Below are 26,157 nucleotides of genomic sequence, written 5' to 3'. Positions count from 1 at the left end.
CTAAAACGCCTGCCCGATGCCAATGTAGAACGCCACGTCATTGCCATCATCCTCCGGCCCGCTGACCGGGGTGGCCACGTCAACGCGGATTGGCCCGATCCCCGTTTGGTAGCGAATGCCAAAGCCCGCGCCGGAATGGCTGTTGCCACTGTCACCCGGCGTGCTTTCAGAGCCGATCATGCCCCAATCGTAAAAGCCCACAAGCTGGATCTTGTCACTCACCTGCCCGCGCACCTCAATGGACGCGCCCAGAAAGCTGAGGCCACCAAGCTCGGTGCCATCATCCAGCGTCACCCCGAGCGATTGGTAGGAATGGCCACGCACCGTGCCGCCCCCGCCCGAGGTGAACAGGTAATCGGGCAGCGTATCGGTAAGCTCCGGCCCCACGACCGAGCCAACCTGCACCCGCCCGGCAAGGGTAATGCGATCACCCTCGCCAAAGCTGCGGTAGGCCCGCCCGTCTGCATAAAGCCGCGCGCCGCTGCCAGTGCCGTTCAGCCCGGCAAAAGGTGTGGCCTCAACGCCAATGTAATAGCCCTGCTTTGCATCTAGCTTGTTGTCGCGCCGGTCCAGCGTGGCGCTGCCGGGAAAGGTGAGCAGGGCAAAGTCACGCTCGCCCAAATCGTCATCGGTGTGCGAATAAAGCAGGCCAGCGCCGATCTTGTATTCAAACTCATCGTTGACGATCCGGTGAAAGCCGCTTTCCACTTCGAAGGTATCGGCAAGGTAAAGCGGCTCATCCTCATGTTCCAGCGATGCGCTGATGTAGAAATCCGTGTCAGGATCAAAGGTGCCGGGGCGGCCAAACAGCGCTGAAAGGCGGTAATCCACCCCGTTATCATCGCTCAGGCCAAGGTTGGTGACCTCCCCGGAAATCCGCAGCCGCTCCGCCCCGCCAAACAGGTTGCGATGCAGCCAAAAGGTGCTCAGCGTGCCGCCCTCCAGCGTTGTCACCTCGGCGCCAAAGCCAAAGCGGCGTCGCTTGTCTTCCTTGAGGGTCGCAATCACATCAAGCGTGCCGTCGGGGTTGGCGGTTTTGGCCTCGGTGAGCGAGACCACACGGAACGCCCCGGTGCGTTGCAGCCGGGTTGAGGCGCTGTCGATCTCATCAGGCGAAAAGGTTTCGCCCTCCGGCAGGCTGGCGATGTCGCGAATGCGCTCGCCGCGCACGTCCTCGTTGCCCTTGATAACCAGCCGCCCAAAGCGCAGCTTGCGCGCCGGATTCAGCCTGAGAGACACATCAAGCGTGCCGCCGGGATGGCGCGCGGTAATGCTCTGCCCCGCGAGCGATGCCTTTGCGTGGCCGGCATCGCGCCAGGCTTCAATGCCAGCGTTGCCGGCGCTTTCGATCAGCGGCAGCTTGGCAGGCTCCCCCTGGCGAAAATCTTCTGGCAGTTCGGTGCCCCTTGGCACCGGGGCCACCTCGGCATGACCAAACCTAAAGGCTGGGCCCGGCTCAACCGAAACCGCGATGCGGCTCACCTGGGCAGGCACCGCGAAGGGCGAAATTTCGGCAGCTTCGCGTCCATCCAGCCGGATGGAAACCACCGGGCCATAAAACCCTTCGCCATACATCGCCGCCACTACGCGGCCATAGTCAGCCTGCGCCGCCGCAACCAGCGCCTGCGGGTCTTCGTCTCCGTCCAAAAGCTGGGATCGGGTGGAGAGTGCGCCAATCACCGCTTGTTCAAGCGTGTCGTCCCCACCAGCCACCGAAAGGCTGATCTTCACCTCGGCCTGCGCGGCCCAAGGGCTTAACAACAGGGCACAAACTGCGGCAAAACCCGTTTTATGAAACCTCGAAATCACCGGCGAAACGCGCTCCTTGAAAGATGCGACGAATCTACGCGGTTTTGTCCTGTCCGCAATGGGGCATTGGCCCCCTTGCCGGTCACGTTTTCCTGTCATGCCCCTACCTGTCGCTGCGGTCTTTTGCCTGCCTTTCAGGATAGAACGCAGGTGTCGCCCATAGGGTTCCGCAATATCAAGCGGTTGGCAGATGGCGCTGGCCGCCCGGCAGGGGCCTCTCCCCAGAGCCGCCCCGCAATGGCACCGCGTCAGCCCGCCGTTTCCACCCCGAATTTCTCAACCAGCCCGACAAGCGCACCATAGTCTGAAAACGCCGCCGCGTGCGGCAGGCTCGCCACCTCGGCCTTCCGGTAGCCTTCGGTGTAAAGCAGGAAGGGCACCTTTGCGCGGCGCGCGGTTTCGGCATCCACCTCGCCGTCCCCCACAAAAATCTGCGGCCCCTCGCCAAGCGCGGCAAAGGCGGCGTGCAGCGGGGCCGGATCAGGCTTGTGGGTAGGCAGGCTGTCACCGGCCAAAACCACCTCGAACAGGCGCTCGAGGCCCAGATGCGCCAGCACCGCATTGCAAGGCACCAGCGGCTTGTTGGTGCAAATCCCAAGGCGGTGGCCGTCATCGCGCAGCCGCTCCAGCGCCTCCAGCACGCCGGGGTAGACGCGGGTTCTGGTGATGAGCGTGGCGTAGCTTTGCACAAAAGCCGCCAACAGCCGCGCCTGTTCGCTCTCGGCAATCCCCCGTGCGTGGCGCACTTTTTCGATGAAGGCGGCAGCCCCCTGGCCCACAAAGCCGCGCGCCTCGGCCAGGGTGATCGGCTCGGCGCCCTCGGCCTTCAGCAGCGCGTTTGCGCCCGCGTGAATGTCCGGCGCGCTGTCAATCAACGTGCCGTCAAGGTCAAAGACGATCCGCGCCATGGCTCAGGCCGCCTCTCTTGCGCCCTCGGCCGCTTCGCGAATGGCGCGCATGTTGGCGCCATAAACCTCGGGGTTGCTCACCGACCCGCCCTTGAACACCGCCGACCCGGCGACCAGCACATCGGCCCCTGCCGCCACCACCAGAGGCGCGGTTTCAGGGGTGACGCCACCGTCAATCTGGATATGGATCGGTCGATCCCCGATCATCTGGCGCAGCTTGCGGGTTTTATCCACGCCGGAATGGATGAACTTCTGGCCACCAAAACCTGGGTTTACCGTCATCACCAGCACCATGTCACACAGATCAAGCACATCGGCGACGGCCTCTGCCGGGGTGCCGGGGTTCAGCACCACGCCTGCCTTCACGCCCTGTGCGCGGATCGCCTGCAAGGTGCGGTGAATATGCGGCCCCGCTTCGATATGGGCGGTGATCATATCCGCCCCCGCCTCGGCATAGGCCTCAATGTAAGGGTCCACCGGGGCGATCATCAGATGCACATCCATGAAGGTTTTGACATGCGGGCGAAACGCCTTCACGGCGGGCGGGCCAAAGGTGAGGTTGGGCACAAAATGCCCGTCCATCACATCCACATGCACCCAATCCGCGCCCTGCGCCTCAATGGCCTGAATTTCCTCGCCAAAGTTGGCAAAATCGGCAGACAGGATCGACGGGGCGATCTTGATGGAACGGTCAAAGCTCATTCGGGCGGCCTCCTTGGGCGGTCGGTCATGCTGAAGCCCGCGCTTTTTTGGCGCGGCTCGCAGGGGTGTGCGCTTGGGTTATGGTCGTCAGGGCCGCGCCGTCAAGCGCGCGCTTCGTCTCGGTCAGCCAGGCGCGGCCTCTCTGGCATCCGGCGCGGCAGCGGCATAGGCTGGTGCCACCCACCGCCCACAAAGGCCACGCCCCATGCCCAAACCGCTTGAAAATATCCGCGTGCTTGATCTCACCAACGTGCTTGCAGGCCCGTTTTGCTGCCACCAACTCGCCCATATGGGGGCCGAGGTGATCAAGGTCGAGGCCGCAGGCCGGGGCGATCTGGCCCGCCAGTTGGGGGCCGATCCGGCGCTGAACGAGGCAGGCATGGGCGTCAGTTTTCTGGCGCAGAACGCGGGCAAAAAGTCGGTCACCGTCAACCTCAAGCACCCGCGCGGCAAGGCGCTGTTTATGCGCTTGCTGCAAACCGCCGACGTGCTGGTTGAAAACTTTCGCCCCGGCGTGATGGACCGTTTGGGCCTTGGCTATGAGACCCTGCGCCAAACCCGCCCGCAGCTGATTTACTGCGCGATTTCGGGCTTCGGGCAAGAGGGCCCGTGGATCCACCGCCCCGCCTATGACCAGATCATCCAGGGCGCATCCGGCGTCATGTCGATCACCGGCGATGCGCAATCCGCGCCGCAGCGGGTGGGGTATCCGGTGTCCGATACAGTTGGCGGGCTCACCGCTGCCTTCGCCGTGGCCGCCGCCCTCAATGCCCCCAATCGCGGCGCGTTTCTCGATGTGTCGATGCTCGAAAGCGTGCTGGCCACCATGGGCTGGGTCGTCTCCAACCACCTGATTGCGGGGCAAGAGCCAGCCCCCCAAGGCAACGAAAACCCCACCTCGGCCCCCTCCGGCACCTTCGAGGCGGCGGACGGGCCGATCAACATCGCCGCCAACAAGGATGAACAATGGGTGCTGCTGACCGATCATCTCGGCCTCGCCGCGCTGCGCGATCAGCCCGAATACGCCAACCGTGAAGCCCGCAAAACCAACCGCCTCGCCCTGCGCGCGGCGCTGGAAACCGTGCTCAAAACCCGCCCGGCGCGCGATTGGGCCAAGGAGTTGAACGCGCTTGGCGTGCCTGCGGGCGCGGTGCTCACCGTGCCGGAGGTGCTGGCCATGCCGCAGGTAACGGAGCGCGGATTTCTGTCGCATTTTGAGGATGTTGCGGGCGTGGGCCGGGGCATTGACGTGGTGACAACGGGCATAAAGCTGGATCACGCCCCCCTCACCGTGCCCACTCCGCCGCCGCAACTTGGCGAACACGCGGGCGAAATCTGGGGCGCGCTGGGCGTCAGCGAGGATGAGCTTGAAGAGCTGCAAAAGGAGGGCGCGATATGAGCGACCGGAATGACGTTTCTGACTGGTGGCGCACCGAGATCATCGACATGGAGCCAGGCCGCATCGCCTTTCGCGGCTACCCGATCGAGGAGCTGATCGGCAATGTCACCTTCCCACAGATGATCTGGCTGATGACCCGCGGCGATCTGCCCACGCCGGGGCAGGCGGCGCTGCTGGAGGCCGCGCTGGTGGCCGCCGTCGATCACGGCCCGCAAGCGCCCTCCATCGCCGCCGCCCGCATGGCGGTAACCTGCGGGCTGTCGCTCAACAATGCCATGGCCTCGGCGGTGAACTTTCTGGGCGATGTGCACGGCGGGGCAGGGGAACAGGCGGTGGAGCTTTATACCCGGATTGAGGCCGCAGGCGGCCCCACTGCCACCGCCGCCACCGTGGCCACATGGCGTGAGGAGAACGGCAAGTATCTGCCCGGCTTTGGCCACCGCTTTCACAAGCCGGTTGATCCCCGCGCCCCGCGCCTTCTGGCACTGGTGGATGAGGCGGCCGCAGCGGGCGAGGTTTCGGGGCGGTTTGCCCAGATCGCCCGCGCCGTCGAGGCGCACCTGGCCGAAACGCGCGGCGCTCCCGTGCCGATGAACATTGATGGCGCGACAGCGGTGATCTTTGCTGAACTGGGCTTTCCCGCTCCGCTGGCCCGTGGTCTCTTTTGCCTGTCGCGCTCGGTTGGCGTGCTGGCCCATTCATGGGAGCAAATGGGCCAGGGCGGGCGCAACAAGGGGCCAACGCCCCCCGCCTACCGCTGGACCTATGATGGCCCGCCGCGCCGCGATTTGCCCTAGGGTTTTTGCCGCCCCGCCCGCGCTAAAAGGGCGGGCACGAGGACTGTCAGCATCAACAACCGGGCCACATGATGCGCCGCCACAAAGGCCGGATCGAGGCCGAGCGCCAGCGCCATTGCTGCCATCGCTTCCACGCCGCCGGGGGTATAGCCAACGACGAGCATCGCCGGTGTCAGGCCAAGCAGCACCATCGCCGCGCCCACCGCGAGCAGCGTCATCACCACGTTGACCCCGGTCACGAACACCCCGGCGGCCAGGCCCACCCGCAGGGTGTTCCATGTCTGGCCGGAAAACCGGGTGCCGATCATCGTGCCCATCACCACAAAAGACGCCACGCTCAACACCGGCGGCAACCGCCCCGGCGTAAGGTCAATCGCGTGGCCTACCGCGCTCACCGCCATGCCCGCCAGTAAAAACGCCGCTGGCAGCCGCATCCGTTTGAACACCAGCCCTACCCCCACCGCCGCCGCCGCCATCCCGGCCAGCATCCCGAAAGACATCGCCTCGGGGGGCAGCACATGGGTGCCGCTTGCGCCAAAGACACTGGCCACGATCACCGGCACCACAAGGGTCAGGAACAGCACCCGGATGCTTTGGATCACCGCGACCCGGCCCGGATCGCCGCCGGTCTCCAACGACAGCGTCAGCACGTAGGTCAAATGCCCCGGCGCCCCGGCGAGCACCGCGTCTTGTGGCAGAAAGCCCAGAAAGCGCTGCAACCCAACCTGCGTCACCAACATCCCCAGCAACAAAAAGAACCCGAGAACGGCCAGGCTGAGAGGCCATGTTACCGCCGCTCCCAGTGCCGCCGGGGTGACCCCGGTGCCTATGTTGATACCGACCAGCACAAAGGCGACCAGCGCCAGCGCCTTGGGCAAAATCATCCGCACCCCGAGCAAAGCGGCCATTGAAACGGCGAATGCCGCGCCTGTCAAAGGCGCCACCGGAAAGCCGATGAGCGTGAAAAGCCCGGCCCCCGCCAGCCCGATCCCCAGCGACAGCCCGGCGCGGCCCAGCTCTTGCCAACTGACCCGGCTCATCGCGCGCCAGCCTCAATCGCCATCGGCCACCCCCCGCGCACGCGCCCTTGCGCGTCGTGCGCGGTAACTGGGCACCAGCACCAGAAGCAGGGCAATCACCAGCAGGCCCAGCGTCATCGGGCGCTCCAGCACAAATCCGATCCCATCATAAAGCTGCATCGAGCGTGAAAAGTTATCCTCCAGCATCCGCCCAAGGATAAAGCCTATCAGCAGCGGCGCCAGCGGATAATCGGCAAAGCGCAGCACCGTCGCCCCCACGCCCAAGCCCACAAGGATCAGAAGTTCGGTGGCGTTGTTCTGCCCGATGTAGCTGCCCATCAGTGTGAAAAACAGGATGAACGGGATCAGGTAGGTGCGCGGGATCGTCAGGATCTTGGCGATATAGGGGATCAGCGGCAGGTTTAGGATCAGCAGCACAAGGTTGCCGATATACATCGAGATGATGACAGCCCAAAAGATCTGCGGATCGTCCACCATCAGCCTTGGCCCCGGCGTGACGTTCAGCGCGATCAACGCACCGAGCAAAATCGCGGTGGTGCCCGAACCGGGAATGCCCAGCGTCAACAGCGGCACAAAAGAGCCGGTGCAGGCCGCGTTGTTCGCGGTTTCCGGCGCGGCGAGGCCCTTGATCGAGCCTTTGCCAAACTCCTTTTGCTCCTCCTCGCTGGCGATATTGCGCTCTACGGCATAGCCAAGGAAAGAGGCAATCGTTGCCCCCGCCCCCGGCAGCACCCCGATGAAGAAGCCCTGGATAGATTGCCGCCCGATCACCGGAGCGATCTTGCGCGCCTCGGCACGGGTGATCCTGAGGCCGCTGATCTTGCCGCCACCCTCACCGCTCTGGGCCGAGCGCGCCGGGTTCAGCACAAGGAAAATCGCCTCGGGCAGCGCAAACATCGCCATCGCCAGCGTGACAAAGGCAAAGCCCGATTGCAGGTCCATCAACCCCATGGTGAAGCGCGGCATGTTGAACAGCGCGCCTTCGCCCACCGTGGCCATGATGAGGCCCAGCAGCGTCATCAATACCGCCTTGGCCACGTTGCCCGTGCCCGCAAAGGCGGCAATGGCCGAGAGGCCCACCACCATCAATGCAAAGTACTCCGCCGAGTGAAAGAGCAGCGCCACGGTAGACAGCATCGGCGCAAATATCGCCAGCAGGATCGCGCTGATCGTGCCCCCCGCAAACGACGATACCGCCGCAATCGTCAGCGCCTTGCCCGCCATCCCGGCCCGGGCCATGGGATAGCCGTCAAAGGCGGTGGCAACCGTGCCCGCGACCCCCGGCGCGTTTAGCAATATCGAGGATGTCGAGCCGCCGAAGATCGCGCCGTAGTAAACCCCGGCTAGCAGGATCAGCGCCGCTGAAGGATCGCCCAGCGTGATCGCCACCGGGATCATGATCGCGATGATCGACATCGGCCCAAGGCCGGGCAGCATCCCGATGAAGGTGCCAATCAGGCAGCCGCCGATCACCATCATCAGGTTGATCGGGGTGAAGGCGGTGCCGAGGCCAAGGAGAATTCCGTCAAGCATCTGTCATACCCCTCAGAAAATCATCGACGGCCAGGGCGACAGGTAAATGCCGAGAACCCCCTCAACCAGATACCACACCACCCCCGCCGCAACCGCGGCCACCGGGATGAGAACGTAAAGCTTGCGCTCACCAAGGATCACCGCGCCCAGCACCAAAAAGCCCATCGTCGCCAGCAAAAAGCCAATCGGGCGCAGCGCCAGCGCATAAAGCACCATCAGGCCCAGCAGCATCAGCGCTTTGCCAAGGTGATAATCCTGAAGCCGACGATAGTTGATATCCGGCTCCTTTTCCTCACCCGGTGCGGTCTTTTCGAGGCCAAGCAGGATGATCAACGCGGTCACTACCGCCAGCACCGACAAGACCTTCGGAAAGGTCGAGGGCCAGATCGGGTTGCGCTGCATGAAGGGCGGAAGGGATGCGTCCATCGTGAACCAGGCCGCGTAGCCATAGGCCAGCGTGATGCCCAGTATCACGAGCGCGATCCAACGGTCCAAAGCCATCGAAAGCCTCCAGGGAGAAAAGCTGCAAAAGCGGGGCAGAGGGGCCCCTTGGTGAGTCCGGGCAGCGCCATGCCGCCCGGCCGCATGTCAGGTTATCCGGTGCGGATCAAAGGAAGCCGAGCTTCTTCATCAGGTCGCCGATTTCCTTTTCCTGCTTCTCCAGGAAGGCTTTGAAATCGTCACCGCTGTTGTGGATGTTGACCCAGCCATTGCGGGCGCGCACGGCTTCCCACTCGGGGGTGTCATACATCTTGGTGATCGCATCCTGATAGGCGGCAACCTTGTCTTCAGCCAGACCGGGTGCGCCAAAGAAGCCGCGCCAGTTGATGAAGGTGGTCTCGATGCCCTGCTCTTTCATGGTGGGGGCGTCGCCATAGGCGTCCACACGCTCGTCGGAGGTTACGCCAAGGATCTTGACCTCGCCTTGCTCCGCCAGCGCCACCGCTTCGGAAAAGCCGGTGGAAAGCGCCTTGATCTCGCCCGAGAGCAGCGCCGCCATGGCCTTGCCGCCCGCGTCATAGGGGATGTATTTCACGTCCAGCGCATCCTTGCCCGCCGCTTCCATCACCATGGCCACCACAACGTGGTCCATGCCACCGGGCACCGAGCCGCCGCCAATCGCGGTGGCATTCGGGTCGGCGTCAAAGGCGGCCAGCAGATCATCCATGCTGTTGAGCGGGCTGTCCTTGGGCACCACGATCGCGGCGTAATCCCCGATTGTTCCGGCCACCAGCGTCAGATCGCGGAAGTTTTGCGGAAACACGCCGGTGAGCGAGCGGATGATGATCGGGGTGGAGTTCACCATCAGCGTGTTGTCGAGGCTGTTGGCGTTTTCGATCAGGTAGGAAATGGCCTTGCCGCCCCCCCCGCCCGACATGTTCTCGTAAGACGCCGTGCCAACAAGGCCCGCCTCCGTAAGCGCCTCGCCGGTGCCACGCGCCGTGCCGTCCCAGCCGCCGCCAGCGCCGCCGGGGATCAGAAAGTGAATTTCGTCCACAACCTGATGGCCCTCGGCGTAGGCCGTATGGCCCAGTGACAGGGCCGCAGCAGCGGCAATCATCAGGGCACGGCGGCCCAGTTTGAATTTTGTCATAGTAACCTCCCAGTTTGACAAATGCGCCCTCCGGCGCGCGGTCCGTCTTTTTGTATCGCCCACGCTGGCACACACCTGACGCTTCACTCAAGGCTTTCGAAGGCGCGCCAAATTGCTCGTGCCTTATCCCCATAGCCCTTTCGCCCTGGCCTGCGGGCGCTTGGCAAATCGCCGTGCAGTGAGCCACGCGCGCCGCCCCGCCATGGCGCGGCTGTCGCTCCCGTGGTCAAAGACACCCCTGTTTTTCTGGGGGATACGCAACCATACGGTGATTGCCACGCGGGCTGTTTTGCACGCCCACGCGGCCCAAACATCCCGCGCCTGGGGATCAAACCACCGGCGCGGCAAACCAAGCGCTCCACGCCAAAACCGTTTGATTATTTTGCAGCTTTCGCGCCGCGTGGCCCTTTCGCCTCTCCAACCGGGTCGCGATCCGCCGCCGCTTTCCCCATCGATTCGTGGCCGAACCCCGCCTCAAGTTCCCCTCACGCGCCTGCCGCGCGCGCGCACAAATTCCTGCATTTCTTTCTCGCTCGTCACCGTCTATTCCATGAGGGCAGCACAGGGAGGCCCGGATGCAAGACCACGGCAGCTACGACTATATCGTCATCGGAGCGGGCAGCGCAGGCTGCGTCCTTGCCAACCGCCTCAGCGAAGACCCCGCCACGCGCGTGCTGCTGCTCGAAGCGGGCGGCAAGGACAATTACCACTGGGTCCATATCCCCGTTGGCTACCTTTATTGCATCGGCAACCCGCGCACCGACTGGGGCTATAAAACCGCCCCCTGCGAAGGGCTTGGCGGGCGCTCACTGGGCTACCCTCGGGGCCGCATCCTTGGTGGCTGCTCGTCGATCAACGGGATGCTCTACCTGCGCGGCCAATCGGCTGATTATGACGGCTGGCAGCAAATGGGCCTCTCCGGCTGGGGCTGGGACGATGTGCTGCCCTACTTCCGCAAATCCGAGGATTACTATGCCGGTGCCGATGAAGCCCACGGCGAAGGCGGCGAATACCGGGTCGAAGAGCAGCGCCTCAGCTGGGAAATCCTCGATGCGTGGAAACAGGCCGCCATTGCCGCCGGCCTGCCCGCTAGCGATGATTTCAACCGCGGAGACAATGAGGGCGTTGGCTACTTCAAGGTCAACCAAAAGGCGGGCTGGCGCTGGTCTACCGCCAAGGGCTTCCTGCGCCCGGCCAAAAACCGCGCCAACCTCACCGTGCTCACCGGCGCTCAGGCCGAGCGGCTCACCTTTGAGGGCCGCCGCGCCACCGGCCTCACCTTTCGCCACAAGGGAGAAGCCGCCGAGGCCCATGCCCGTCGCGAGGTGATCCTTTCCGCCGGGGCCACCAACTCGCCGCAACTGCTCCAGCTTTCGGGCATCGGCCCCGGCGCTTTGCTGCAAGAGCACGGCATTGAGGTGCTGGCAGACCGCGCCGATGTGGGCGGCAACCTGCAAGACCATTTGCAAATCCGCTGCGCCTATAAGGTGCACAACGCCCTCACCCTCAACACGCTTTCGGCCACGCTCTACGGCAAGGCCAAGATCGGGCTGGAATATCTGCTCAAGCGTTCCGGCCCCATGTCGATGGCCCCAAGCCAGCTTGGCGCCTTCGCCAAAAGCGCGCCCAATATCGCCACGCCAGACCTTGAATTTCACGTTCAGCCGGTCTCGCTGGAGGCTTTTGGCCAGGCCCCCCACAGCTTCCCGGCGATCACCGCCTCGGTCTGCCATTTGCGCCCCGAAAGCCGTGGCCATGTGCGCATCACCTCGCCCGACCCGCAGGCTCACCCCGAAATCCAGCCCAATTACCTCTCCACCGAGGCAGACCGCCTCACCGCCGCCCGCGCCATCCGGCTGACCCGGCGGATCATGGAGCAATCGCCGCTCGCGCCCTATCTCCCCGAAGAGTTCAAACCGGGGATGGAGGCGCAAAGCGATGCCGAGCTGGTCGATGGGGCGGCGCGCATCGCCTCCACCATCTTCCACCCGGTCGGCACCGCGCGGATGGGCGATGACACCGCTGCCGTGGTGGATGCCGAACTGCGGGTGAAAGGCTTTGAAGGGCTACGCGTGGTCGATGCGTCGATCATGCCGCGCATCACCTCAGGCAATACCAACGCCCCAACCATCATGATCGCCGAAAAAGCCGCCGACATGATCAAGGCCGCCGCCCTAGCGCCAGCCTGATCCGGCCCTGATCGCACCACTTCGGCTGGCCCTTTCGGCCCGCCTCCGCTACCGTGGCGCCATGCGCTTTATCCTGGCCCTCGCCCTGCTCATCGCCCTCGCAGCCCCCGCCGCCGCCCAGAACCGCGCCGCTATTGAGCGCCAGTTTCAAGGCTGGCTCGAAAGCACCATCTGGCCCCGCGCCCGCGCCAAAGGGGTGTCGCGCGCCACCTATGAGGCGGCTTTCAAAGGCACCCGCCTCAACTGGAAACTGCCTGATCTGGCGCCACCGGGCACCAAGCCAAAAACCCCGCGCACCCAGCGGCAGGCGGAGTTTGGCGCACCGGGCAAATACTTTTCCGCAGGCTCGGTCAACGGGGCCACCTCAACGGGCCGCCAAATGGCCAGGCGCCACGCCGCTGCCCTCAAATCCACCGAGCGGCGCACCGGCGTGCCGGGCCGTATCATTCTTGCGATCTGGGGCCGCGAAAGCGCCTATGGCCGCGCCAAGATCCCGCATAACGCCTTCGAGGTGCTGGCCACCAAAGGCTTCATGTCGACCCGTGCCGCCTATTTCACCGATGAGCTTGTCGCCGCCCTGCAAATCGCCCAAGCCCGCCACGCCCCGCCCGGCGTGATGAAAAGCTCATGGGCCGGGGCGCTGGGCCAGCCGCAATTCATGCCCACGAATTTTCTGAAGTACGCCGCTGATGGCGATGGCGATGGCCACGCCGATATCTGGCGCTCCGAGGCTGATACCATCGCCTCCATCGGCCAATATCTGGCGCGTCATGGTTGGGTAAAGGGCCGCGACTGGGGCTTTGAGGTACGCCTGCCGCCGTCGGTCTCCTGCACGCTCGAAGGCCCCGACCAGGGCCGCCGCATCCGCGATTGGGCCGCCATGGGCATCACCCGCACCTCCGGCAAACCCTTCCCCGGCAAGGAACTTTCCGGCGAGGGCTTTTTGATGCTGCCCGCGGGTCGCCATGGCCCGGCCTTCATTGTCACGCCCAATTTTTTTGTGCTGAAAGATTACAACATGTCAGACCTCTACGCGCTGTTCGTTGGCCATGTGGGGGATCGCATTCAATATGGCGTTGGCGATTTTGCGGGCAAATGGGGCCGTGTCGGCGGGCTGATGCGCTCGGATGTCGCCGCCATGCAGCGCGCGCTGGAGCGGAGCGGCCACGATGTGGGCGGTGCTGATGGGCTGGCGGGGTTCAAAACCCGCCGCTCCATAGGCCGCTGGCAAGAGGCCAAGGGCCAGCCCGCCACCTGCTTCCCCGATGCCGCAATGAAAAAGGCGCTTCGCTAAGGCCGTCTCTGCGCCCCTGGGAGAATCGTCTATCATCACGCTCCAACCGTCCATTTCCAGGTGCGCTGAAATCTACGTGTGATATTCAATCCTCATGGATATCGTACTGATTACAACGGTCATCGCGTCGCTCTTCCTCGTGATCGGGGTGTCAGAGCCACTGGCCGCGCGTTTGCGGCTGCCCTACACCGTTATTTTGGCCAGTGTCGGCATCCTGATCGGCGCGGGCGCGCTGTTTTTCCTTCGCACAGACCTGACCGATGCGCTGAACCCCGTGGCCGAGGCGATCCTCGGCCTGCCGATCAAATCGAACGTGTTCCTCTACGTGTTCCTGCCGACACTCCTGTTCCAAGCGACCTTGGGGATGAACCTCAAGCGCATGATCGACGATTGGGTGCCGATCTTGATGCTGGCAATCGTGGCGGTTGTCGCGGCGACAATCTCTGTGGGCTATGCGCTTTCCTGGGCCAGCACGCTGCCGCTGATGGGCTGCCTGCTGATCGGCGCGATCGTTTCCACAACAGACCCTTCGGCGGTGGTGTCGATCTTCCGCTCCATCTCGGCCCCCCGCCGGGTGGCCCGGATCATCGAGGGCGAAAGCCTGCTGAACGACGCTGCCGCTATCGCGCTCTTTGGCCTGTTCATGGGCTTTGTAACGTTGGGCACACCCAACCCCACGCTGATCGACGCGCTCGCGCAATTTCCCCGCCTCATCCTGGGCGGCGCCCTGATCGGGTGGCTCACCGCCCGCTGTGCCGTTTGGGTGATGGCCGCCTTCGAGCGCTACGAACTGGCGCAAATATCGCTCTCCGTGGCTCTGCCCTACCTCGCCTATATCATCGCCGAACAAAGCGTTGGCGCTTCGGGGGTGATCGCGGTTGTCGTGGCGGGCCTTACCCTCAATCTCACCGGGCCGGGGCGGCTGCCGCCGCAGGCGTGGATCAACCTGCGCGAGGTCTGGGACTTGCTGGCGCATTGGGCGGGGGCGCTGATCTTCATCCTCGCCGCGCTCCTGATCCCGCGGCTCCTTGAAGACGTGCGCCTTGGCGATCTCGCCCTGCTTGGCGTGGTCATTCTTGCTGCGATTGCCGCCCGCATGATGATCCTGTTCGGCCTGCTGCCCATGCTCACGATGCTGCGGGTTTCTCCCCCCGTTGAGCGGCGCTACCGCGTGGCCATTTTGTGGGGCGGGCTGCGGGGCGCGGTTACACTTGCCCTGGCTCTCGCCGTCACCGAAAGCGTGCGCGTGCCCGATGAAATTCAACGCGTTGTCGGCATTCTTGCCACCGGTTTCGCGCTGTTTACCCTTCTGGTTCAGGGCACAACGCTGAGGTTGGTGATCCGTTGGCTCGGCCTTGATCGCCTCTCCCCGATTGATGACGCGCTGTCGCGCCAGGTGGTCGCCGTGGCCCTGCAAACCGTGCGCGAAGACGTGGCGCGAACAGCCGAAAACTATGATCTGACCCATGATATCGTGCGCGCCGAAGCCAAGGAATTTGGCGTGCGTCTGGAAGCGGCCGTCAAATCCGCCGAGGAAAGCGACGATATCCTCGAGCGAGACCGCGTGACCCTGGGCCTCATCTCCCTCGCCGCTTTTGAGCGCGACATCATCCTTGAACGCGTCCGCGAGCGCACGATCTCGGCCCGCATGGCCGAACAGGTGCTGCACAACGCCGACAGGCTGATCGAAGCAGCACGCACCGGCGGGCGCAGCGGCTACCAGCGTGCCGCGCGCCGCTCTGTTGCCTATGGTCAATCCTTCCGCGCGGCGGTGATCCTGCACCACCGAATGGGCATCTCAAAGCCACTTGTCCGGCTGACGGCGGATCGCTTTGAGCAGCTCTTGTCCCAGCGGTTGATCCTCAAGGATCTGGGCGCCTTCATCGAGGGCCGCATCCGCCGCATCTATGGCCGCCGCCTTGCTGATCTGTTGCAAGAAATGATCCTGCGCCGCATCGAGGGCGTTGAAACGGCCCTCGACGGGCTGCGCCTGCAATACCCCGGATATGCCGAGGAACTGGAGCGCCGCTTCATCCGCCGAACGGCCCTGCGGATCGAAGAACGCGAGTACACCACAATGCGCGAAGACGGCGTGATCGGCTCCGAGGTTTACACCACCCTGATGCAGGATCTCTCCGCCCGCCGCGCCGCCGTTGAAGAGCGCCCCCACCTTGATATCACCCTTCAACGGGTTGAACTGGTGCGCCAATTCCCGCTGTTTGAAGACCTCGACGATGCCAGCGTAAAGCGCCTCGGCCGCGCCCTGAAAACCAAATATGCGAATGCGGGCGATGTGCTCGTCCACAAGGACACCACCGCCAAACGCGTGTGTTTCATCGCCTCCGGCGCGGTTGAGCTGGAAAGTGCGGGCCAAACCTGGCGTCTGGGGCGGGGCGAGATGTTTGGCCAAATGGCGATTCTCATGCAAAAACGGCTCCGGGTGGAAGCCCGCGCCATCGCCCCCTCCACCCTGCTCATTATGGATGAAGAGCGCTTCCGCCGCCTGCTGTCGCGCAGCGAAACCCTGCAATCGGCGGTGCAAGCCAGCGCCGAAAAGCGCGGCATCGCCCCCGATGCCTTCGCCTCGACGCAGGAACCGGAATAGGGCTTGCCAAAGCCCTGCCAGCCGCCCCGCCGCTCCATTCACACTCAGGCCTCACGCCGTGGCGGTGGGCTTTCCCATGAAGACATAGCCAATGCCGTGCACTGTAATCACAATCGTCGGCGCTTTTTGATCGGGTTCAATCTTGTTGCGCAACCGTCCGATCAGCACGTCGATTGTTCGGTCAAAGGGCTGCCATTCCCTTCCCGCCAGACAGTCCAGAAGCTGATCGCGCTGCAACACCCGCCCCGGGCGTTGCGCCATGAAGCTCAAAAGGTCAAATTCGCCTCGGGTCAAGTGAACGTCTTCACCTGTCGATGATGTCAAGGAACGCGCGGCCCGATCCAGCACCCAGCCGTTGAATTCCTGAACTTCAACTTCCTGCTGATTGGGCGTCACCGGCACAGCCATGCGGCGCAGGATGTTCTTGGTGCGCACCAGAAGCTCGCGCAGGCTGATCGGCTTGTCCATGTAATCATCCGCGCCGATTTCAAGCGCGACGATATGATCAACATCTTCGGTGCGCGCACTCACCACAATCACCGGCACGTCCGAATGGCTGCGCAACTCTTGCAACAGGGTCAGCCCGTCTTTGCCTGGCAGCCGGATATCGAGCACCACAAGGTCAATCACATGGCGTTCTAACTCGCGCTCCATTTCATCCGCGTCGCGCGCACGCACCACGCGGTAACCTTCAACTTCGAAGTAACCGGCAACCGCTTCAAGACTGGTCGGATCATCTTCGACGACCAGAATCTGTTTTGCCAGTTTCATACAGCGCTCTCCGTCATTTACACGGCGTTTACATATTTTTACCAACGGTTCAAAGCCCAAAAGTAAGACGTTTACAGCCGCCCTCTAAGACCAGACCAAGACGGAGGCGTAAAAATGATCAAACGAATATGGAATAAGTTTTGGGGGCCCGCTGGTGCACTGTCCCTTGGGGTCCTGTTGATTGGCGGTTTTGTCGCCGGAATCATCTTCTGGGGGGGTTTTCACACCGCGATGGAAGCCACCAACGAGATGGAGTTCTGCATCTCCTGCCATGAGATGCGTGACAATGTTTACAAGGAGTATGTGCAATCCCCGCACTACATGAACGCATCGGGCGTCGGCGCGGTCTGTGCTGATTGCCACGTGCCCAAGAAATGGCTGCCCAAGATGATCCGCAAGGTCCAGGCCTCGGGCGAACTCTACGGCCACTTCGTGACCGGGGTGATCGACACACCCGAAAAGTTCGAAGCGCATCGCGCCGAGTTGGCGCAAAGCGTCTGGGCGACGATGGAAGCCAATGACTCGCTGGAATGCCGCAACTGCCATGCGGTCGAGCATATGGATTTCGAACAGCAAAGCCCGAACGCGGCCAAGTTGATGCAAGCCGGGATTGCGCGCGGCGATACCTGTATCGATTGTCACAAGGGCATCGCGCACAAACTTCCGGATCTGTCGCAGGGCTTTCGCAAGAAGTTCGAAGAGCTTGAAGAAGTGGCGGCGAAAGGCGTGGATGGCGATAACCTTTATCCGTTGAAGACAATCCCGCTTTACGGCTCGGCAGAGAATGCCAAAGCCGGAGAAGAGGCCATCGGGCAGGTTCTGGCCGCGACGCACCTCAAGGTTGAGGATCGCGACAAGGGCATGGTCAAGGTCAGCGTCGAGGGGTGGCAGCAGGATGGCGTGGGCCAGGTGGTTTATGCCCTGCGCGGGCAACGGATCTTCGAGGCAACGGTGAAGAAATCGGCCGTTGACCGGATCGAGATCCATGGCACCGAGACTGACCCTGACACCGATCTCGTCTGGCACAAGGTCAGCCTGTCAGCCTGGGTCGCGCCGGAAGATATGATCGCGGATATCGAGCCGCTCTGGGACTATACCTCAGAGATGTACACGGCAAGCTGCGGCGTGTGCCACTCCAAGCCCGAGCCGTCCCATTCGCTGAGCAACCAGTGGATCGGAACGCTGAAGGCGATGAAGCGGTTCATCACGCTCGACAAGGAAGAGTACCGCCTGTTGCAGAAATACCTGCAACTGCACGCAAAAGATACCGGTGGAGCGCATCATGACTGACACCCATATGATCCCGCGCGTTGTTGCATATCGCTGGCTGGCACAGTTCTTTCTGTGCCCGCCGGATCTGGCCAAGCTGGAAAGCTACAATTCGGTTGAAGGCCGCCAGTTCCTGACAAGCCTGCAATACGATCCGGTGCTGGCATCTCCGGCAAGCTGGTTGAAAGACGCGGTGGCCAACGCAGACACCCTCGCGCACCTTCAGGCCCGGATCAGCAGCGCGTTTACCGGCGCGTTCGATATGGGCGGCCCGCGTGCGGCCTTGCCCTATGCGTCGGTGTATCTGAGCGACAATGGATTGCTGTTCCAGAAACCCGCCCGCGACATGATCGCTCTTTTGCAGGAAATGGAGATGCAACTGCCCGAGGGGGTAAGCGAACCCGCAGACCATCTGGGGGTGCAGCTTCAGGTGGCGGCAGAGCTCCTTGAGCGTGAGGAACAGGGCGAACCGGTGCCAATCCCGGCGGTGGCGTTTCTGGACCAGCAGGTTCTCACCTGGCTGCCGGCGTTCCACCAGCGATGCGCCACACTTGCGGAGGATAACCCGATCCGCATCTTTGCCGATGCCGCTCAGGCCTTGGTGCAAGACACTGTCCACCCGGCCGAACTGTGCCGCGAACCTGTGTGAGGATTGGGGTCCGTTTACCGTTCGTTTACACATCGTTACACGCGGTTAAATCTTTCCCCATACCCCATTCACATCGGTTTGAAACACTCACGATAGCAGCGAATTCGCACCTTTGCCGGGTTCGCAACGTTCCATGAAGTAATGGAGGATATGATGTCCATTCATACGACCAAAACCGTCACCCGGCGCGGCCTCTTGAAAGGGGCCACCGCATTGGGCGCTTTCAGCGCCTTTGCGCCGGCCTTGTTGCGCGCAGGCGCGGCTCAGGCCGCCGAAGCGGGCGATATTCTGTCCGGGTCCCACTGGGGCGCTTTCAATGCGACCGTGGAAAATGGCGTCTGGACCAAGATTACCCCTTGGGATCAGGACCCGCGTCCAACCCCGATGCTCGAAGGGGTGATGGACAGTGTCTATTCGCCATCGCGGATCAAATATCCGATGGTGCGCAAAGCCTTCCTGGAAAACGGCCCCGGTGCCAGCCCTGAAAATCGCGGCAGCGAAGAGTTTGTGCGCGTCGATTGGGATACGGCCCTGGAGCTTGTCACCAATGAGTTGAGACGCGTCAGCGAAACGCATGGCCCGGGCGGCCTCTATGCCGGCTCTTATGGCTGGCAAAGCCCCGGCAAACTGCACAACTGTCAAAACCTCCTGCGTCGTACCCTGAACGTCGGCCTGGACGGCAAGTTCGTGAACGACTCGGGCGATTATTCGGCCGGTGCCAGCCAGATCATCATGCCGCACGTATTGGGCACACTGGAAGTCTACGAACAGCAAACCGCGTGGCCTGTCGTGGTGGAAAACACCGACGTTCTGGTCTTCTGGGGCGCCGATCCGGTCAAGACCAACCAGATCGGTTATGTCGTCCCGGATCATGAAACCTACGCCCACCTGGAGGAGTTCAAGAAAACCGGCAAGAAGGTGATCGTGATCGACCCGATCCGCACCGAAACCGCCAAGTTCTTTGACGCCGAGTGGATTCCGGTCCGCCCGCATACCGACGTGGCATTGATGCTCGGTGTGGCCCATGCGCTTTATTCCGAAGACCTGCACGATCAGGATTTCCTCGATGAATACACCGCCGGGTTCGAGAAATTCCTGCCCTATCTCACCGGCGAAAGCGACGGTACGCCGAAGACGCCGGAATGGGCTGCAGAGATCTGCGAAGTCCCGGCTGACCAGATCAGGGAGCTGGCCAAGCTCTTCTCCGATAACCGCACGATGCTGACCTCTGGCTACGCTATCCAGCGTCAACACCATGGCGAGCAATCGCACTGGATGCTGGTCACGCTGGCCTCGATGCTGGGTCAGATCGGGCTGCCGGGTGGCGGCTTTGGTCTCAGCTACCACTATGGCAATGGCGGTTCGCTTTCGGCAAATTCGGTCATTCTTTCGGGCCTGTCGGATGGCGGAACCGCTGTTGAAGGTATGGCTTGGGCAACCGAAACAGGCGCGGCCTCGATCCCGGTTTGCCGGATTGTCGAAATGCTGGAAAATCCCGGCGGCGAGTTTGATTTCAACGGCACGCGCGCAACCTATCCAGAAGTCAAAATGGTCTATTGGGTCGGCGGCAACCCGTTTTCCCACCACCAGGACCGCAACCGCATGGTCAAGGCCTGGCAAAAGCTGGAAACCGTGATCGTGCAAGACTTCCAGTGGACCGCAACGGCACGCTTCGCCGATATCGTGCTGCCCGCCACCACATCCTATGAGCGTAACGATATCGAACATATCGGGGACTATTCGCTCAAGGCGATCCTCGGCATGAAGAAAATCGTCGACCCGGTGTTTGAATCCCGCACCGATTTCGATATCTTCACCGATATCGCCACGCGGCTTGGCGCAGGCGAAGCCTTCACCGAAGGCAAAGACGAAATGGCCTGGATCAAGGGCTTTTACGAAGACGCCGCCAAACAGGGGCCTGCCAAAGGCGTAGAAGTGCCCAAGTTTGATGACTTCTGGGATGCCGGCGTCGTTGTCTTCGAGGTTCCCGAAAGCGCCAGCCAGTTTGTGCGCTATGCCGACTACCGCGACGATCCGCTGCTTGAACCGCTGGGCACGCCCACCGGCAAGATCGAGATCTTCTCGCGCAATATCGAGAAGATGGGCTATGACGATTGCGGCCCGCACCCGACGTGGATGGAACCCATTGAACGGCTTGGTGGCAACGAGCCCTATCCGCTGCATATCGACAGCGGCCACCCCAATAATCGGCTGCACTCGCAGCTTTGCGGAACGAAAATCCGTGAAGGATACGCGGTGGCCGGGCGCGAGCCTTGTGTGATCAACACGGCCGATGCCGAAGCGCGCGGCATTGCAGATGGTGACGTTGTCCGGGTGTTCAACGATCGTGGCCAGGTGCTGGCCGGGGCGGTTGTGTCTGACGACATTCGGCCAAGTGTCATCCGCATGTATGAAGGCGGTTGGTATGATCCGGTCAACGCTGGAGAGCCCGGCTCGCTCGATGCTTATGGCGACGTGAACTGCCTGACGGTTCCCATCTCCACCTCGAAACTGGCGCAGGCCAACTGCGGCCATACCGGCCTTGCCGACGTCGAAAAATTCACCGGCGATCTTCCTGCCGTGAATGTCTTCGAGGCACCTGCCGGGGGCTGAACCACTCTAAAAACCCGGCGCGCGCGGTGTTCGCGCGCGCCGATTTCAATGAGGTGCGGGCATGCGATATCTGAGCCACCTTGCAATGACGGTGACACTCGCGCTTTTCCTCAGCACCCCGACGCACGCCCAAAACCCACCGGCTGTGAGCTATCTGGACGGAACCGTCGCTCTCAGCGCCGCGCCTGATCACAGCATGCCCCCGATAGGCAAATTGCTGGTCACGGCCCCTTTGCGCCCTCTCTCTCGCGAGGGCGACTGGCTTCGGGTTTCCATGCAAGGATGGACACAAGCAGGCGCAGAGCGCGCCATCTACGCCGCTCCCGGCATTCGCGTGCTGCACGCGGTCCTGTCCAGTTCCGCAGTTGAGATGCTGGTGTTTTCCGAGCAGATCGCAGACCCCGACACCGCGCAGCTCTGGACGAAGACCGAGCTTCAGGGATGGATCAAAACCCCTGATCTGAAACCCAGCCTGCGAGACATCTGGGCACGGGCAGAGCCGCTTTTCGCCCAGCGTTGCACCGCCTGTCATCAAAGGCGCATCCCGCACCACTACACGGCGAACCAATGGACCAGCCATCTCAAGGTCATGGGGCCGCGAACCGGATTGCCGAAAGACGATCAGTTCCTGATCCGGGCCTATTTGCAATATCATGCCAAGGACGCGGATAGGCTTGCCCGCGCCGCTGTGCAGTGATCTTGATCGGGCCAAACGCACAAAGGCGACGTGCGAAATGACGCCCCAACACAAGACCGGACCATGTTGAACCTGAAAACGCTGATAAAAACACACGAGGATTGGTTGATTGACCGCGTATTGCTTTACGCGCAGCAAAAATCCTACACAAAAAACTCCTCCACCTTGAGAGAGGCCTGGCGCAACTCGATCCGGGGGCTGAGCGCACCGCTGATCCAGTTCAGCGACGCGGCCCGACTCCCCAACTTTTCACATACGGCGGCGATAAAGGACGCCACAAAGTTTGGTGTGGCTCAGGCGTTGCAGCATCGTGCGCAGGGGGTTGATGTGCTCGACTTCGTCGGCGCGCTGAAAATCCACCGCGATGCGTTTCTTGACCTGATCCGCGAAAAGGAACCTGACGGCGATGAACGTGAGCCATTGCGAGACCTGATCCTGGAGCTTTTTGACAGTATCGAGGTGGGCCTGCTGGCTGCCTGGGGAACCACAAGCGCCACCGATCAACTGGTCGAATTGCAAACGCGCAATCGCGAACTGACCAATGAAAAAAACAAGTACCTCACTGTATTTGAAAGCATAGCAGAACCGGCGATCCTGCTGGATTTAGAGAACAGTCCGACCCACGTAAATGCCGCGGCGCACAGGTTGCTGTTGGGTGAGGACGACCCTGGCGCGGGCTATTACGGCGATTTGAGTAACCCGCTCTTGCACGTCATCGTGCGCAAATTGCTCTCGTCCAGCGAGGCGTCTTCTGATCCCGTCTCATTATACACCCCGCACGGCGAGCGGCTGTTTGATGTATCGGTCCAACAAATGCTTGATATCAGTGAAAAATTCTCCGGAAGCGTGATCATTCTTCAAGATATCACCGATTACCTGAATGCGATCAAAGCGGCTGAGGCGGCGGATCATGCAAAATCGGTGTTTCTGAACACGATCACCCATGAAATCCGCACCCCGCTCAATGGCATCCTGGGTCTCACCCGTTTGATGGAAGACGCCGAGCTTCCGGCTAGCAAAGTCCCGCAGTTGCGCAGCATCCAGGCGTCTGGAGAGATGCTCTCTGCCGTGATCGAAAACGTATTGGGGCTGTCAAAAGCGCAAGCGGACGCGTTGCAACTTGTGAAGCAGGATTTTCATCTGGGCACCATCTGTGATGCCCTTTATCAGGTTCTGGAGCTTGTCGAGGGCACCCAACAACCCAGACTGATGCGCGACATCGCCGCAGACGTGCCAATGCACCTTCACGGCGATGGCCACAAGTTGCGCCACGTGCTTTTGAACCTGCTGTCCAACGCCCTGAAATACGCCGGTGAGGGGCCTGTCACCCTTGTTGTGACTTCTGAATGCGTTCTGGAGGACGGTCGGCATCAACTGCGTTTCGAAGTCGTGGACACCGGCCCCGGAGTGCCGGAAAACGCCGTCGACACGCTTTTTGAACCCTTTTCCCAAGCCGGCCAAAACAGCCCGTCCGCCTCCGGTGGAAGCGGGCTGGGGCTTGCGATTTGCAAACACCTCGTAGAGTTCCTCGGCGGTGAAATCGCCTATCGCCCCAACCCGGCGGGCGGCAGCATTTTTGGGTTTTCGATCGCCGTCGAGGTGGCCAAAGACCAAAAGCCGCAAACGCGAGGGGCCTCTGATTGCCGGGTTCTGGTGATCGAGGATGACCCGGTCAATGCCACCGTGGTCGAAGCCTACCTGGAAGAACTCGGCAACCATGTGACGCTGGCGCGCTCCTATCCCGAAGCGGAAACCGCCTTGGCCAATCCCGATTTCGATATCGTGATCACCGATTACAGGCTGGGCCAGAACACCGGGCTGGATGTTGTCGACGCCCTGCGCGTTGCCGAACGCAAGTCCGGGCGCTCAATCCCGATCGTGGTCATGACCGCCGCCATCCCGGCAAACAGCCACGAGCAAATTCAGCAACTGGGCATCGACCTGTTTCTTGAAAAGCCTTTCTCACGATACGAACTCGCCAACGCCCTGTCCGGCGTCCGGCGCGAGGAAGAGTCAAATAGCGCCTCAGAGCACAGCAACGCACCCCAGGGTATTCGTCGCCAGGACCTCAATCAGCTGCTGTCGGATCTTGGATTTTCCCGATGCCAGAAAGTTGTTCACAGTTTTCAAAGCACCTTGCCCAACCTGTTGGCGGGCATGCGCGCCTGCGAGCAAAAGGGCGATATAAATGGCATCCGCGAACTGGCGCATCAGTTGATTGGCGCCTCGGGTTTCATAGGGGCGCGAAGATTGGTTGATCTCGCCAAGGCATTGAAAATCCAGTGTAAAAACAACGATATGGAAAAGGCGTCGAAAACGCTCGAAGACCTGCACAGTGAGGGCGAATTGGTGTTGCAGGCGCTTGAAGCTGACTGGCCAAAACAAGGTGATCGCAGGGATTCGGACCAGGTGTGAAGGTCGATCCCATGATGAATGACGTGATCCAAAAACAAGACACAAAAACCCATTCGTACGGATCACGCGGCCCTTCAGCCGCCCGTCTGGGATCTCAGGTTTTGAGAGAATAGTTGGCTGGGGTGGTAGGATTCGAACCTACGATACACAGTACCAAAAACTGCTGCCTTACCACTTGGCTACACCCCAACGGCGAGAGGCTTCATAAAGCCGCCCGGCGGCGCTGGCAAGCCCCCCATGGTGAGAATTCGCGGCTTTATTCCACCGCTACCGTTTCGTCGAGGAGGTCGTCCTCGTGGCCACCCTCGGCGCGTTCGGCGGCGACCATCGCTTCCAGCTCTTTTTCCTTGGTCGCGCCCACGTCGGCATCCTGCTCCACCGGCGATTGCGGCGGGGTTGCGGCCTTGGGCGCCGGGGCTTCCGGTGGCTCTGCTTTGGCGCTCTCTTCTGCCACCATAAGGGCCGGAGCAGGGGCGGGCAGGGGGCCAACTGGCGGGTCAAGCCGCAGGCGGTAGGTGGTGTCGGGCACGCTCAGCCCTTCGCCCTCAAGCGCCCCCTTCACCTGCCGCAGCGCCTCGCCCTTGGCCAGCACCAGCGAGGTGGCGGTCTGGTCTACCCAGCCGGTGACGTTGAGGATGATGCCAGCGTCGCTGATCCGGTCGATCCACACGCTCGCAGCGGGGGTGGCGAGCGTGAAGGGCAGGCCGTGCACCGTGCGTTCGGCCAGCTTGCGCACCTTCTCCATATCCACCTCACCCTCAAATCCGATCTCGAACTGAAAGCGCCGCTCGCGGTTGCGCGAGTAATTCACGATCCGGCTCTTGAACACCGTCGCGTTGGGGATGCGAATGTGGTTGCCGTCCCAGCTGAGCATGATCGTGGCGCGGCTGGTCAGGCGGATCACCTTGCCCTCGTCACCGTTGATCTCGATCGCATCATTGGGCCGAAACGGTTGGCGGATCGACAGCATGATCGAGGCGATGAAGTTTTCAACCGTGTCCTTCACGGCAAAACCAATCGCTAGGCCAATGATCCCCGCCGCGCCCAGAATGGTGCCCAGCAGCGCGGTCGCGTTGAGGATATCCAGCGCCGCCACGATCCCCGCCACCACAAACGCCAGCCGGATCAGCATGCGGTAAATGTCAGCGATAAAGGCGTTGGGCGCGAGCCGCTCCCACGGCTGCTTCAGGCGCGCCAGCATCACCCCAAGGAAGGCCACCGCCACGAAGGCCGCAGCGGCGATCAGCAGCAGCGGCGCCCAGGCGACCATCTGGCTGATCCGCTCCTGAAAGCGCTTTACCGCAGGGTTCAGCCGCTCGGCGACATTGGTGCTTGCGGTGACGTTGTTTTCAATCGCCACCACGCCCTGAACGCGGGCCACCAGATCATTGAGTTGCCTGGCCTTGGTGGCGTCCAGCGTGGTGCCCCGCAGGGTGACGATGCCGGAGTTGACGATCACCGTCACATCCTCAAACCCCTCCAGCTCGGCGAGGATCGCGCGGATGCGGCTGGCAATGGCAGCGTCCTGCTCGTTGCTCTCGTCCACCCCGATGGTGCCGGTGGGCTGGGCGGTGCCGTCTTGCGCCGGGGCCGGGGCGGGCAGGGCGATGATGAGAGTGAGGCAAAGCAAAAGGGCGCGGAAGGCAAAGGGCATCGGGCAAAATCCATAGGCTGCAATTGCCCCATGCTATGCGCGGCGCGGCGCGGGGAAAACCCCCTTCACGCCGGGCGCAGGCCGCTGCCCGCCCCCCCGGTGGGCTTGCCTGAGAACCGCGCCTAGAGCGTGTCGCGTTCATTCGAATTCACGCGACACGCTCCAACTTATTGATTTCGCATGTTCGAGAAGCTCAAAACCGGTTCCCACGTTTGAGCA

19 protein-coding genes and 1 tRNA gene are annotated in these 26,157 nt (G+C 62.2%); 10 read left to right on the top strand and 10 right to left on the bottom strand.

What is annotated here, in order from left to right:
* From P1U55_RS09440 to rpe, 3 genes are all read right to left on the bottom strand, one after another.
* Positions 1-1,761, bottom strand: a complete 1,761-nt coding sequence (locus tag P1U55_RS09440; protein WP_301047326.1) for a BamA/TamA family outer membrane protein — start codon at positions 1,759-1,761, stop codon at positions 1-3.
* Positions 1,762-2,057: 296 nt separating this feature from the next.
* The gene (gene gph / locus P1U55_RS09435) at positions 2,058-2,717 is read right to left on the bottom strand and encodes a phosphoglycolate phosphatase (protein WP_301047325.1); all 660 of its coding nucleotides are present in this window, start codon (positions 2,715-2,717) and stop codon (positions 2,058-2,060) included.
* A gap of 3 nt (positions 2,718-2,720) precedes the next feature.
* Positions 2,721-3,419, bottom strand: a complete 699-nt coding sequence (rpe, locus tag P1U55_RS09430) for a ribulose-phosphate 3-epimerase (RefSeq protein ID WP_301047324.1) — start codon at positions 3,417-3,419, stop codon at positions 2,721-2,723.
* A gap of 205 nt (positions 3,420-3,624) precedes the next feature.
* On the opposite strand from rpe, the gene P1U55_RS09425 reads away from it, so the two are divergent.
* Together P1U55_RS09425 and P1U55_RS09420 are read left to right on the top strand one after the other, a co-directional pair.
* A complete protein-coding gene (locus P1U55_RS09425) occupies positions 3,625-4,818 on the top strand; it encodes a CoA transferase (RefSeq protein WP_301047323.1) in 1,194 nt (397 codons plus the stop codon).
* On the top strand, positions 4,815-5,615 hold the full coding sequence (locus P1U55_RS09420; RefSeq protein ID WP_301047322.1) for a citryl-CoA lyase: 801 nt from the start codon (positions 4,815-4,817) through the stop codon (positions 5,613-5,615). The genes P1U55_RS09425 and P1U55_RS09420 overlap by 4 nt, the downstream gene beginning before the upstream one ends.
* Here the strand turns inward: P1U55_RS09420 and P1U55_RS09415 are convergent.
* The 4 genes from P1U55_RS09415 to P1U55_RS09400 all read right to left on the bottom strand — a co-directional run bounded on the left by P1U55_RS09415 (position 5,612) and on the right by P1U55_RS09400 (position 9,782).
* A complete protein-coding gene (locus tag P1U55_RS09415; protein ID WP_301047321.1) occupies positions 5,612-6,655 on the bottom strand; it encodes an AbrB family transcriptional regulator in 1,044 nt (347 codons plus the stop codon). The two genes, P1U55_RS09420 and P1U55_RS09415, sit on opposite strands and share 4 nt — an antisense overlap.
* Before the next feature lie 12 nt (positions 6,656-6,667).
* Positions 6,668-8,188 carry a tripartite tricarboxylate transporter permease gene (locus P1U55_RS09410; protein ID WP_301047320.1) on the bottom strand — a complete coding sequence of 507 codons (1,521 nt, stop codon included), beginning with the start codon at positions 8,186-8,188 and terminating at the stop codon, positions 6,668-6,670.
* A 12-nt stretch (positions 8,189-8,200) separates the two neighbouring features.
* The gene (locus tag P1U55_RS09405; protein ID WP_301047319.1) at positions 8,201-8,689 is read right to left on the bottom strand and encodes a tripartite tricarboxylate transporter TctB family protein; all 489 of its coding nucleotides are present in this window, start codon (positions 8,687-8,689) and stop codon (positions 8,201-8,203) included.
* 106 nt (positions 8,690-8,795) lie between these two features.
* The gene (locus P1U55_RS09400; protein ID WP_301047318.1) at positions 8,796-9,782 is read right to left on the bottom strand and encodes a tripartite tricarboxylate transporter substrate-binding protein; all 987 of its coding nucleotides are present in this window, start codon (positions 9,780-9,782) and stop codon (positions 8,796-8,798) included.
* Positions 9,783-10,357: 575 nt separating this feature from the next.
* On the opposite strand from P1U55_RS09400, the gene P1U55_RS09395 reads away from it, so the two are divergent.
* The 3 genes from P1U55_RS09395 (at position 10,358) to P1U55_RS09385 (ending at position 15,870) form a co-directional block, all read left to right on the top strand.
* Entirely contained in the window at positions 10,358-11,971 is a 1,614-nt protein-coding gene (locus tag P1U55_RS09395) for a choline dehydrogenase (RefSeq protein ID WP_301047317.1), read from the top strand.
* A gap of 61 nt (positions 11,972-12,032) precedes the next feature.
* Positions 12,033-13,265 carry a lytic murein transglycosylase gene (locus tag P1U55_RS09390; protein ID WP_301047316.1) on the top strand — a complete coding sequence of 411 codons (1,233 nt, stop codon included), beginning with the start codon at positions 12,033-12,035 and terminating at the stop codon, positions 13,263-13,265.
* Between the two features lie 94 nt (positions 13,266-13,359).
* Complete coding sequence (locus tag P1U55_RS09385; RefSeq protein WP_301047315.1) at positions 13,360-15,870, top strand: cation:proton antiporter; 2,511 nt, start codon at positions 13,360-13,362, stop codon at positions 15,868-15,870.
* Between the two features lie 51 nt (positions 15,871-15,921).
* Here P1U55_RS09385 and P1U55_RS09380 read toward each other — a convergent pair whose 3' ends face one another.
* Positions 15,922-16,701 (bottom strand): response regulator, encoded by a 780-nt coding sequence (locus P1U55_RS09380; protein ID WP_301047314.1) that lies wholly within the window; start codon positions 16,699-16,701, stop codon positions 15,922-15,924.
* A gap of 54 nt (positions 16,702-16,755) precedes the next feature.
* Here P1U55_RS09380 and torC point away from each other — a divergent pair, with 54 nt between their 5' ends.
* The 5 genes from torC (at position 16,756) to P1U55_RS09355 (ending at position 24,284) form a co-directional block, all read left to right on the top strand.
* Positions 16,756-17,931, top strand: a complete 1,176-nt coding sequence (gene torC, locus P1U55_RS09375) for a pentaheme c-type cytochrome TorC (RefSeq protein WP_301047313.1) — start codon at positions 16,756-16,758, stop codon at positions 17,929-17,931.
* Positions 17,924-18,559 (top strand): molecular chaperone TorD family protein, encoded by a 636-nt coding sequence (locus P1U55_RS09370; RefSeq protein WP_301047312.1) that lies wholly within the window; start codon positions 17,924-17,926, stop codon positions 18,557-18,559. Before torC ends, P1U55_RS09370 begins: the two co-directional genes overlap by 8 nt.
* Positions 18,560-18,712: 153 nt before the next feature.
* Positions 18,713-21,172: a trimethylamine-N-oxide reductase TorA gene (torA, locus tag P1U55_RS09365; RefSeq protein ID WP_301047311.1), complete on the top strand. Its 2,460-nt coding sequence runs from the start codon at positions 18,713-18,715 to the stop codon at positions 21,170-21,172.
* 274 nt (positions 21,173-21,446) lie between these two features.
* On the top strand, positions 21,447-21,869 hold the full coding sequence (locus P1U55_RS09360; RefSeq protein ID WP_301047310.1) for a hypothetical protein: 423 nt from the start codon (positions 21,447-21,449) through the stop codon (positions 21,867-21,869).
* 63 nt (positions 21,870-21,932) lie between these two features.
* Complete coding sequence (locus P1U55_RS09355) at positions 21,933-24,284, top strand: ATP-binding protein (protein ID WP_301047309.1); 2,352 nt, start codon at positions 21,933-21,935, stop codon at positions 24,282-24,284.
* A 114-nt stretch (positions 24,285-24,398) separates the two neighbouring features.
* Here the strand turns inward: P1U55_RS09355 and P1U55_RS09350 are convergent.
* Together P1U55_RS09350 and P1U55_RS09345 are read right to left on the bottom strand one after the other, a co-directional pair.
* Positions 24,399-24,473 (bottom strand) — tRNA-Gln (locus P1U55_RS09350).
* A gap of 67 nt (positions 24,474-24,540) precedes the next feature.
* On the bottom strand, positions 24,541-25,938 hold the full coding sequence (locus P1U55_RS09345) for a mechanosensitive ion channel domain-containing protein (RefSeq protein WP_301047308.1): 1,398 nt from the start codon (positions 25,936-25,938) through the stop codon (positions 24,541-24,543).
* Positions 25,939-26,157 lie beyond the last annotated feature (219 nt).

This window comes from Vannielia sp., from assembly GCF_029212645.1.
In the GTDB taxonomy this organism is placed as follows: domain Bacteria; phylum Pseudomonadota; class Alphaproteobacteria; order Rhodobacterales; family Rhodobacteraceae; genus Vannielia.
This window is presented reverse-complemented; position numbering and strand designations above follow the sequence as displayed.

What these genes read in the sequence shown, in the direction of transcription:
- gph (WP_301047325.1), bottom strand. Translation starts at nt 2,717, where the DNA reads ATGGCGCGGATCGTCTTTGACCTTGACGGCACGTTGATTGACAGCGCG.
- rpe (WP_301047324.1), bottom strand. Translation starts at nt 3,419, where the DNA reads ATGAGCTTTGACCGTTCCATCAAGATCGCCCCGTCGATCCTGTCTGCC.
- P1U55_RS09425 (WP_301047323.1), top strand. Translation starts at nt 3,625, where the DNA reads ATGCCCAAACCGCTTGAAAATATCCGCGTGCTTGATCTCACCAACGTG.
- P1U55_RS09420 (WP_301047322.1), top strand. Translation starts at nt 4,815, where the DNA reads ATGAGCGACCGGAATGACGTTTCTGACTGGTGGCGCACCGAGATCATC.
- P1U55_RS09415 (WP_301047321.1), bottom strand. Translation starts at nt 6,655, where the DNA reads ATGAGCCGGGTCAGTTGGCAAGAGCTGGGCCGCGCCGGGCTGTCGCTG.
- P1U55_RS09410 (WP_301047320.1), bottom strand. Translation starts at nt 8,188, where the DNA reads ATGCTTGACGGAATTCTCCTTGGCCTCGGCACCGCCTTCACCCCGATC.
- P1U55_RS09405 (WP_301047319.1), bottom strand. Translation starts at nt 8,689, where the DNA reads ATGGCTTTGGACCGTTGGATCGCGCTCGTGATACTGGGCATCACGCTG.
- P1U55_RS09400 (WP_301047318.1), bottom strand. Translation starts at nt 9,782, where the DNA reads ATGACAAAATTCAAACTGGGCCGCCGTGCCCTGATGATTGCCGCTGCT.
- P1U55_RS09395 (WP_301047317.1), top strand. Translation starts at nt 10,358, where the DNA reads ATGCAAGACCACGGCAGCTACGACTATATCGTCATCGGAGCGGGCAGC.
- P1U55_RS09390 (WP_301047316.1), top strand. Translation starts at nt 12,033, where the DNA reads ATGCGCTTTATCCTGGCCCTCGCCCTGCTCATCGCCCTCGCAGCCCCC.
- P1U55_RS09385 (WP_301047315.1), top strand. Translation starts at nt 13,360, where the DNA reads ATGGATATCGTACTGATTACAACGGTCATCGCGTCGCTCTTCCTCGTG.
- torC (WP_301047313.1), top strand. Translation starts at nt 16,756, where the DNA reads ATGATCAAACGAATATGGAATAAGTTTTGGGGGCCCGCTGGTGCACTG.
- P1U55_RS09370 (WP_301047312.1), top strand. Translation starts at nt 17,924, where the DNA reads ATGACTGACACCCATATGATCCCGCGCGTTGTTGCATATCGCTGGCTG.
- torA (WP_301047311.1), top strand. Translation starts at nt 18,713, where the DNA reads ATGTCCATTCATACGACCAAAACCGTCACCCGGCGCGGCCTCTTGAAA.
- P1U55_RS09360 (WP_301047310.1), top strand. Translation starts at nt 21,447, where the DNA reads ATGCAAGGATGGACACAAGCAGGCGCAGAGCGCGCCATCTACGCCGCT.
- P1U55_RS09355 (WP_301047309.1), top strand. Translation starts at nt 21,933, where the DNA reads ATGTTGAACCTGAAAACGCTGATAAAAACACACGAGGATTGGTTGATT.
- P1U55_RS09345 (WP_301047308.1), bottom strand. Translation starts at nt 25,938, where the DNA reads ATGCCCTTTGCCTTCCGCGCCCTTTTGCTTTGCCTCACTCTCATCATC.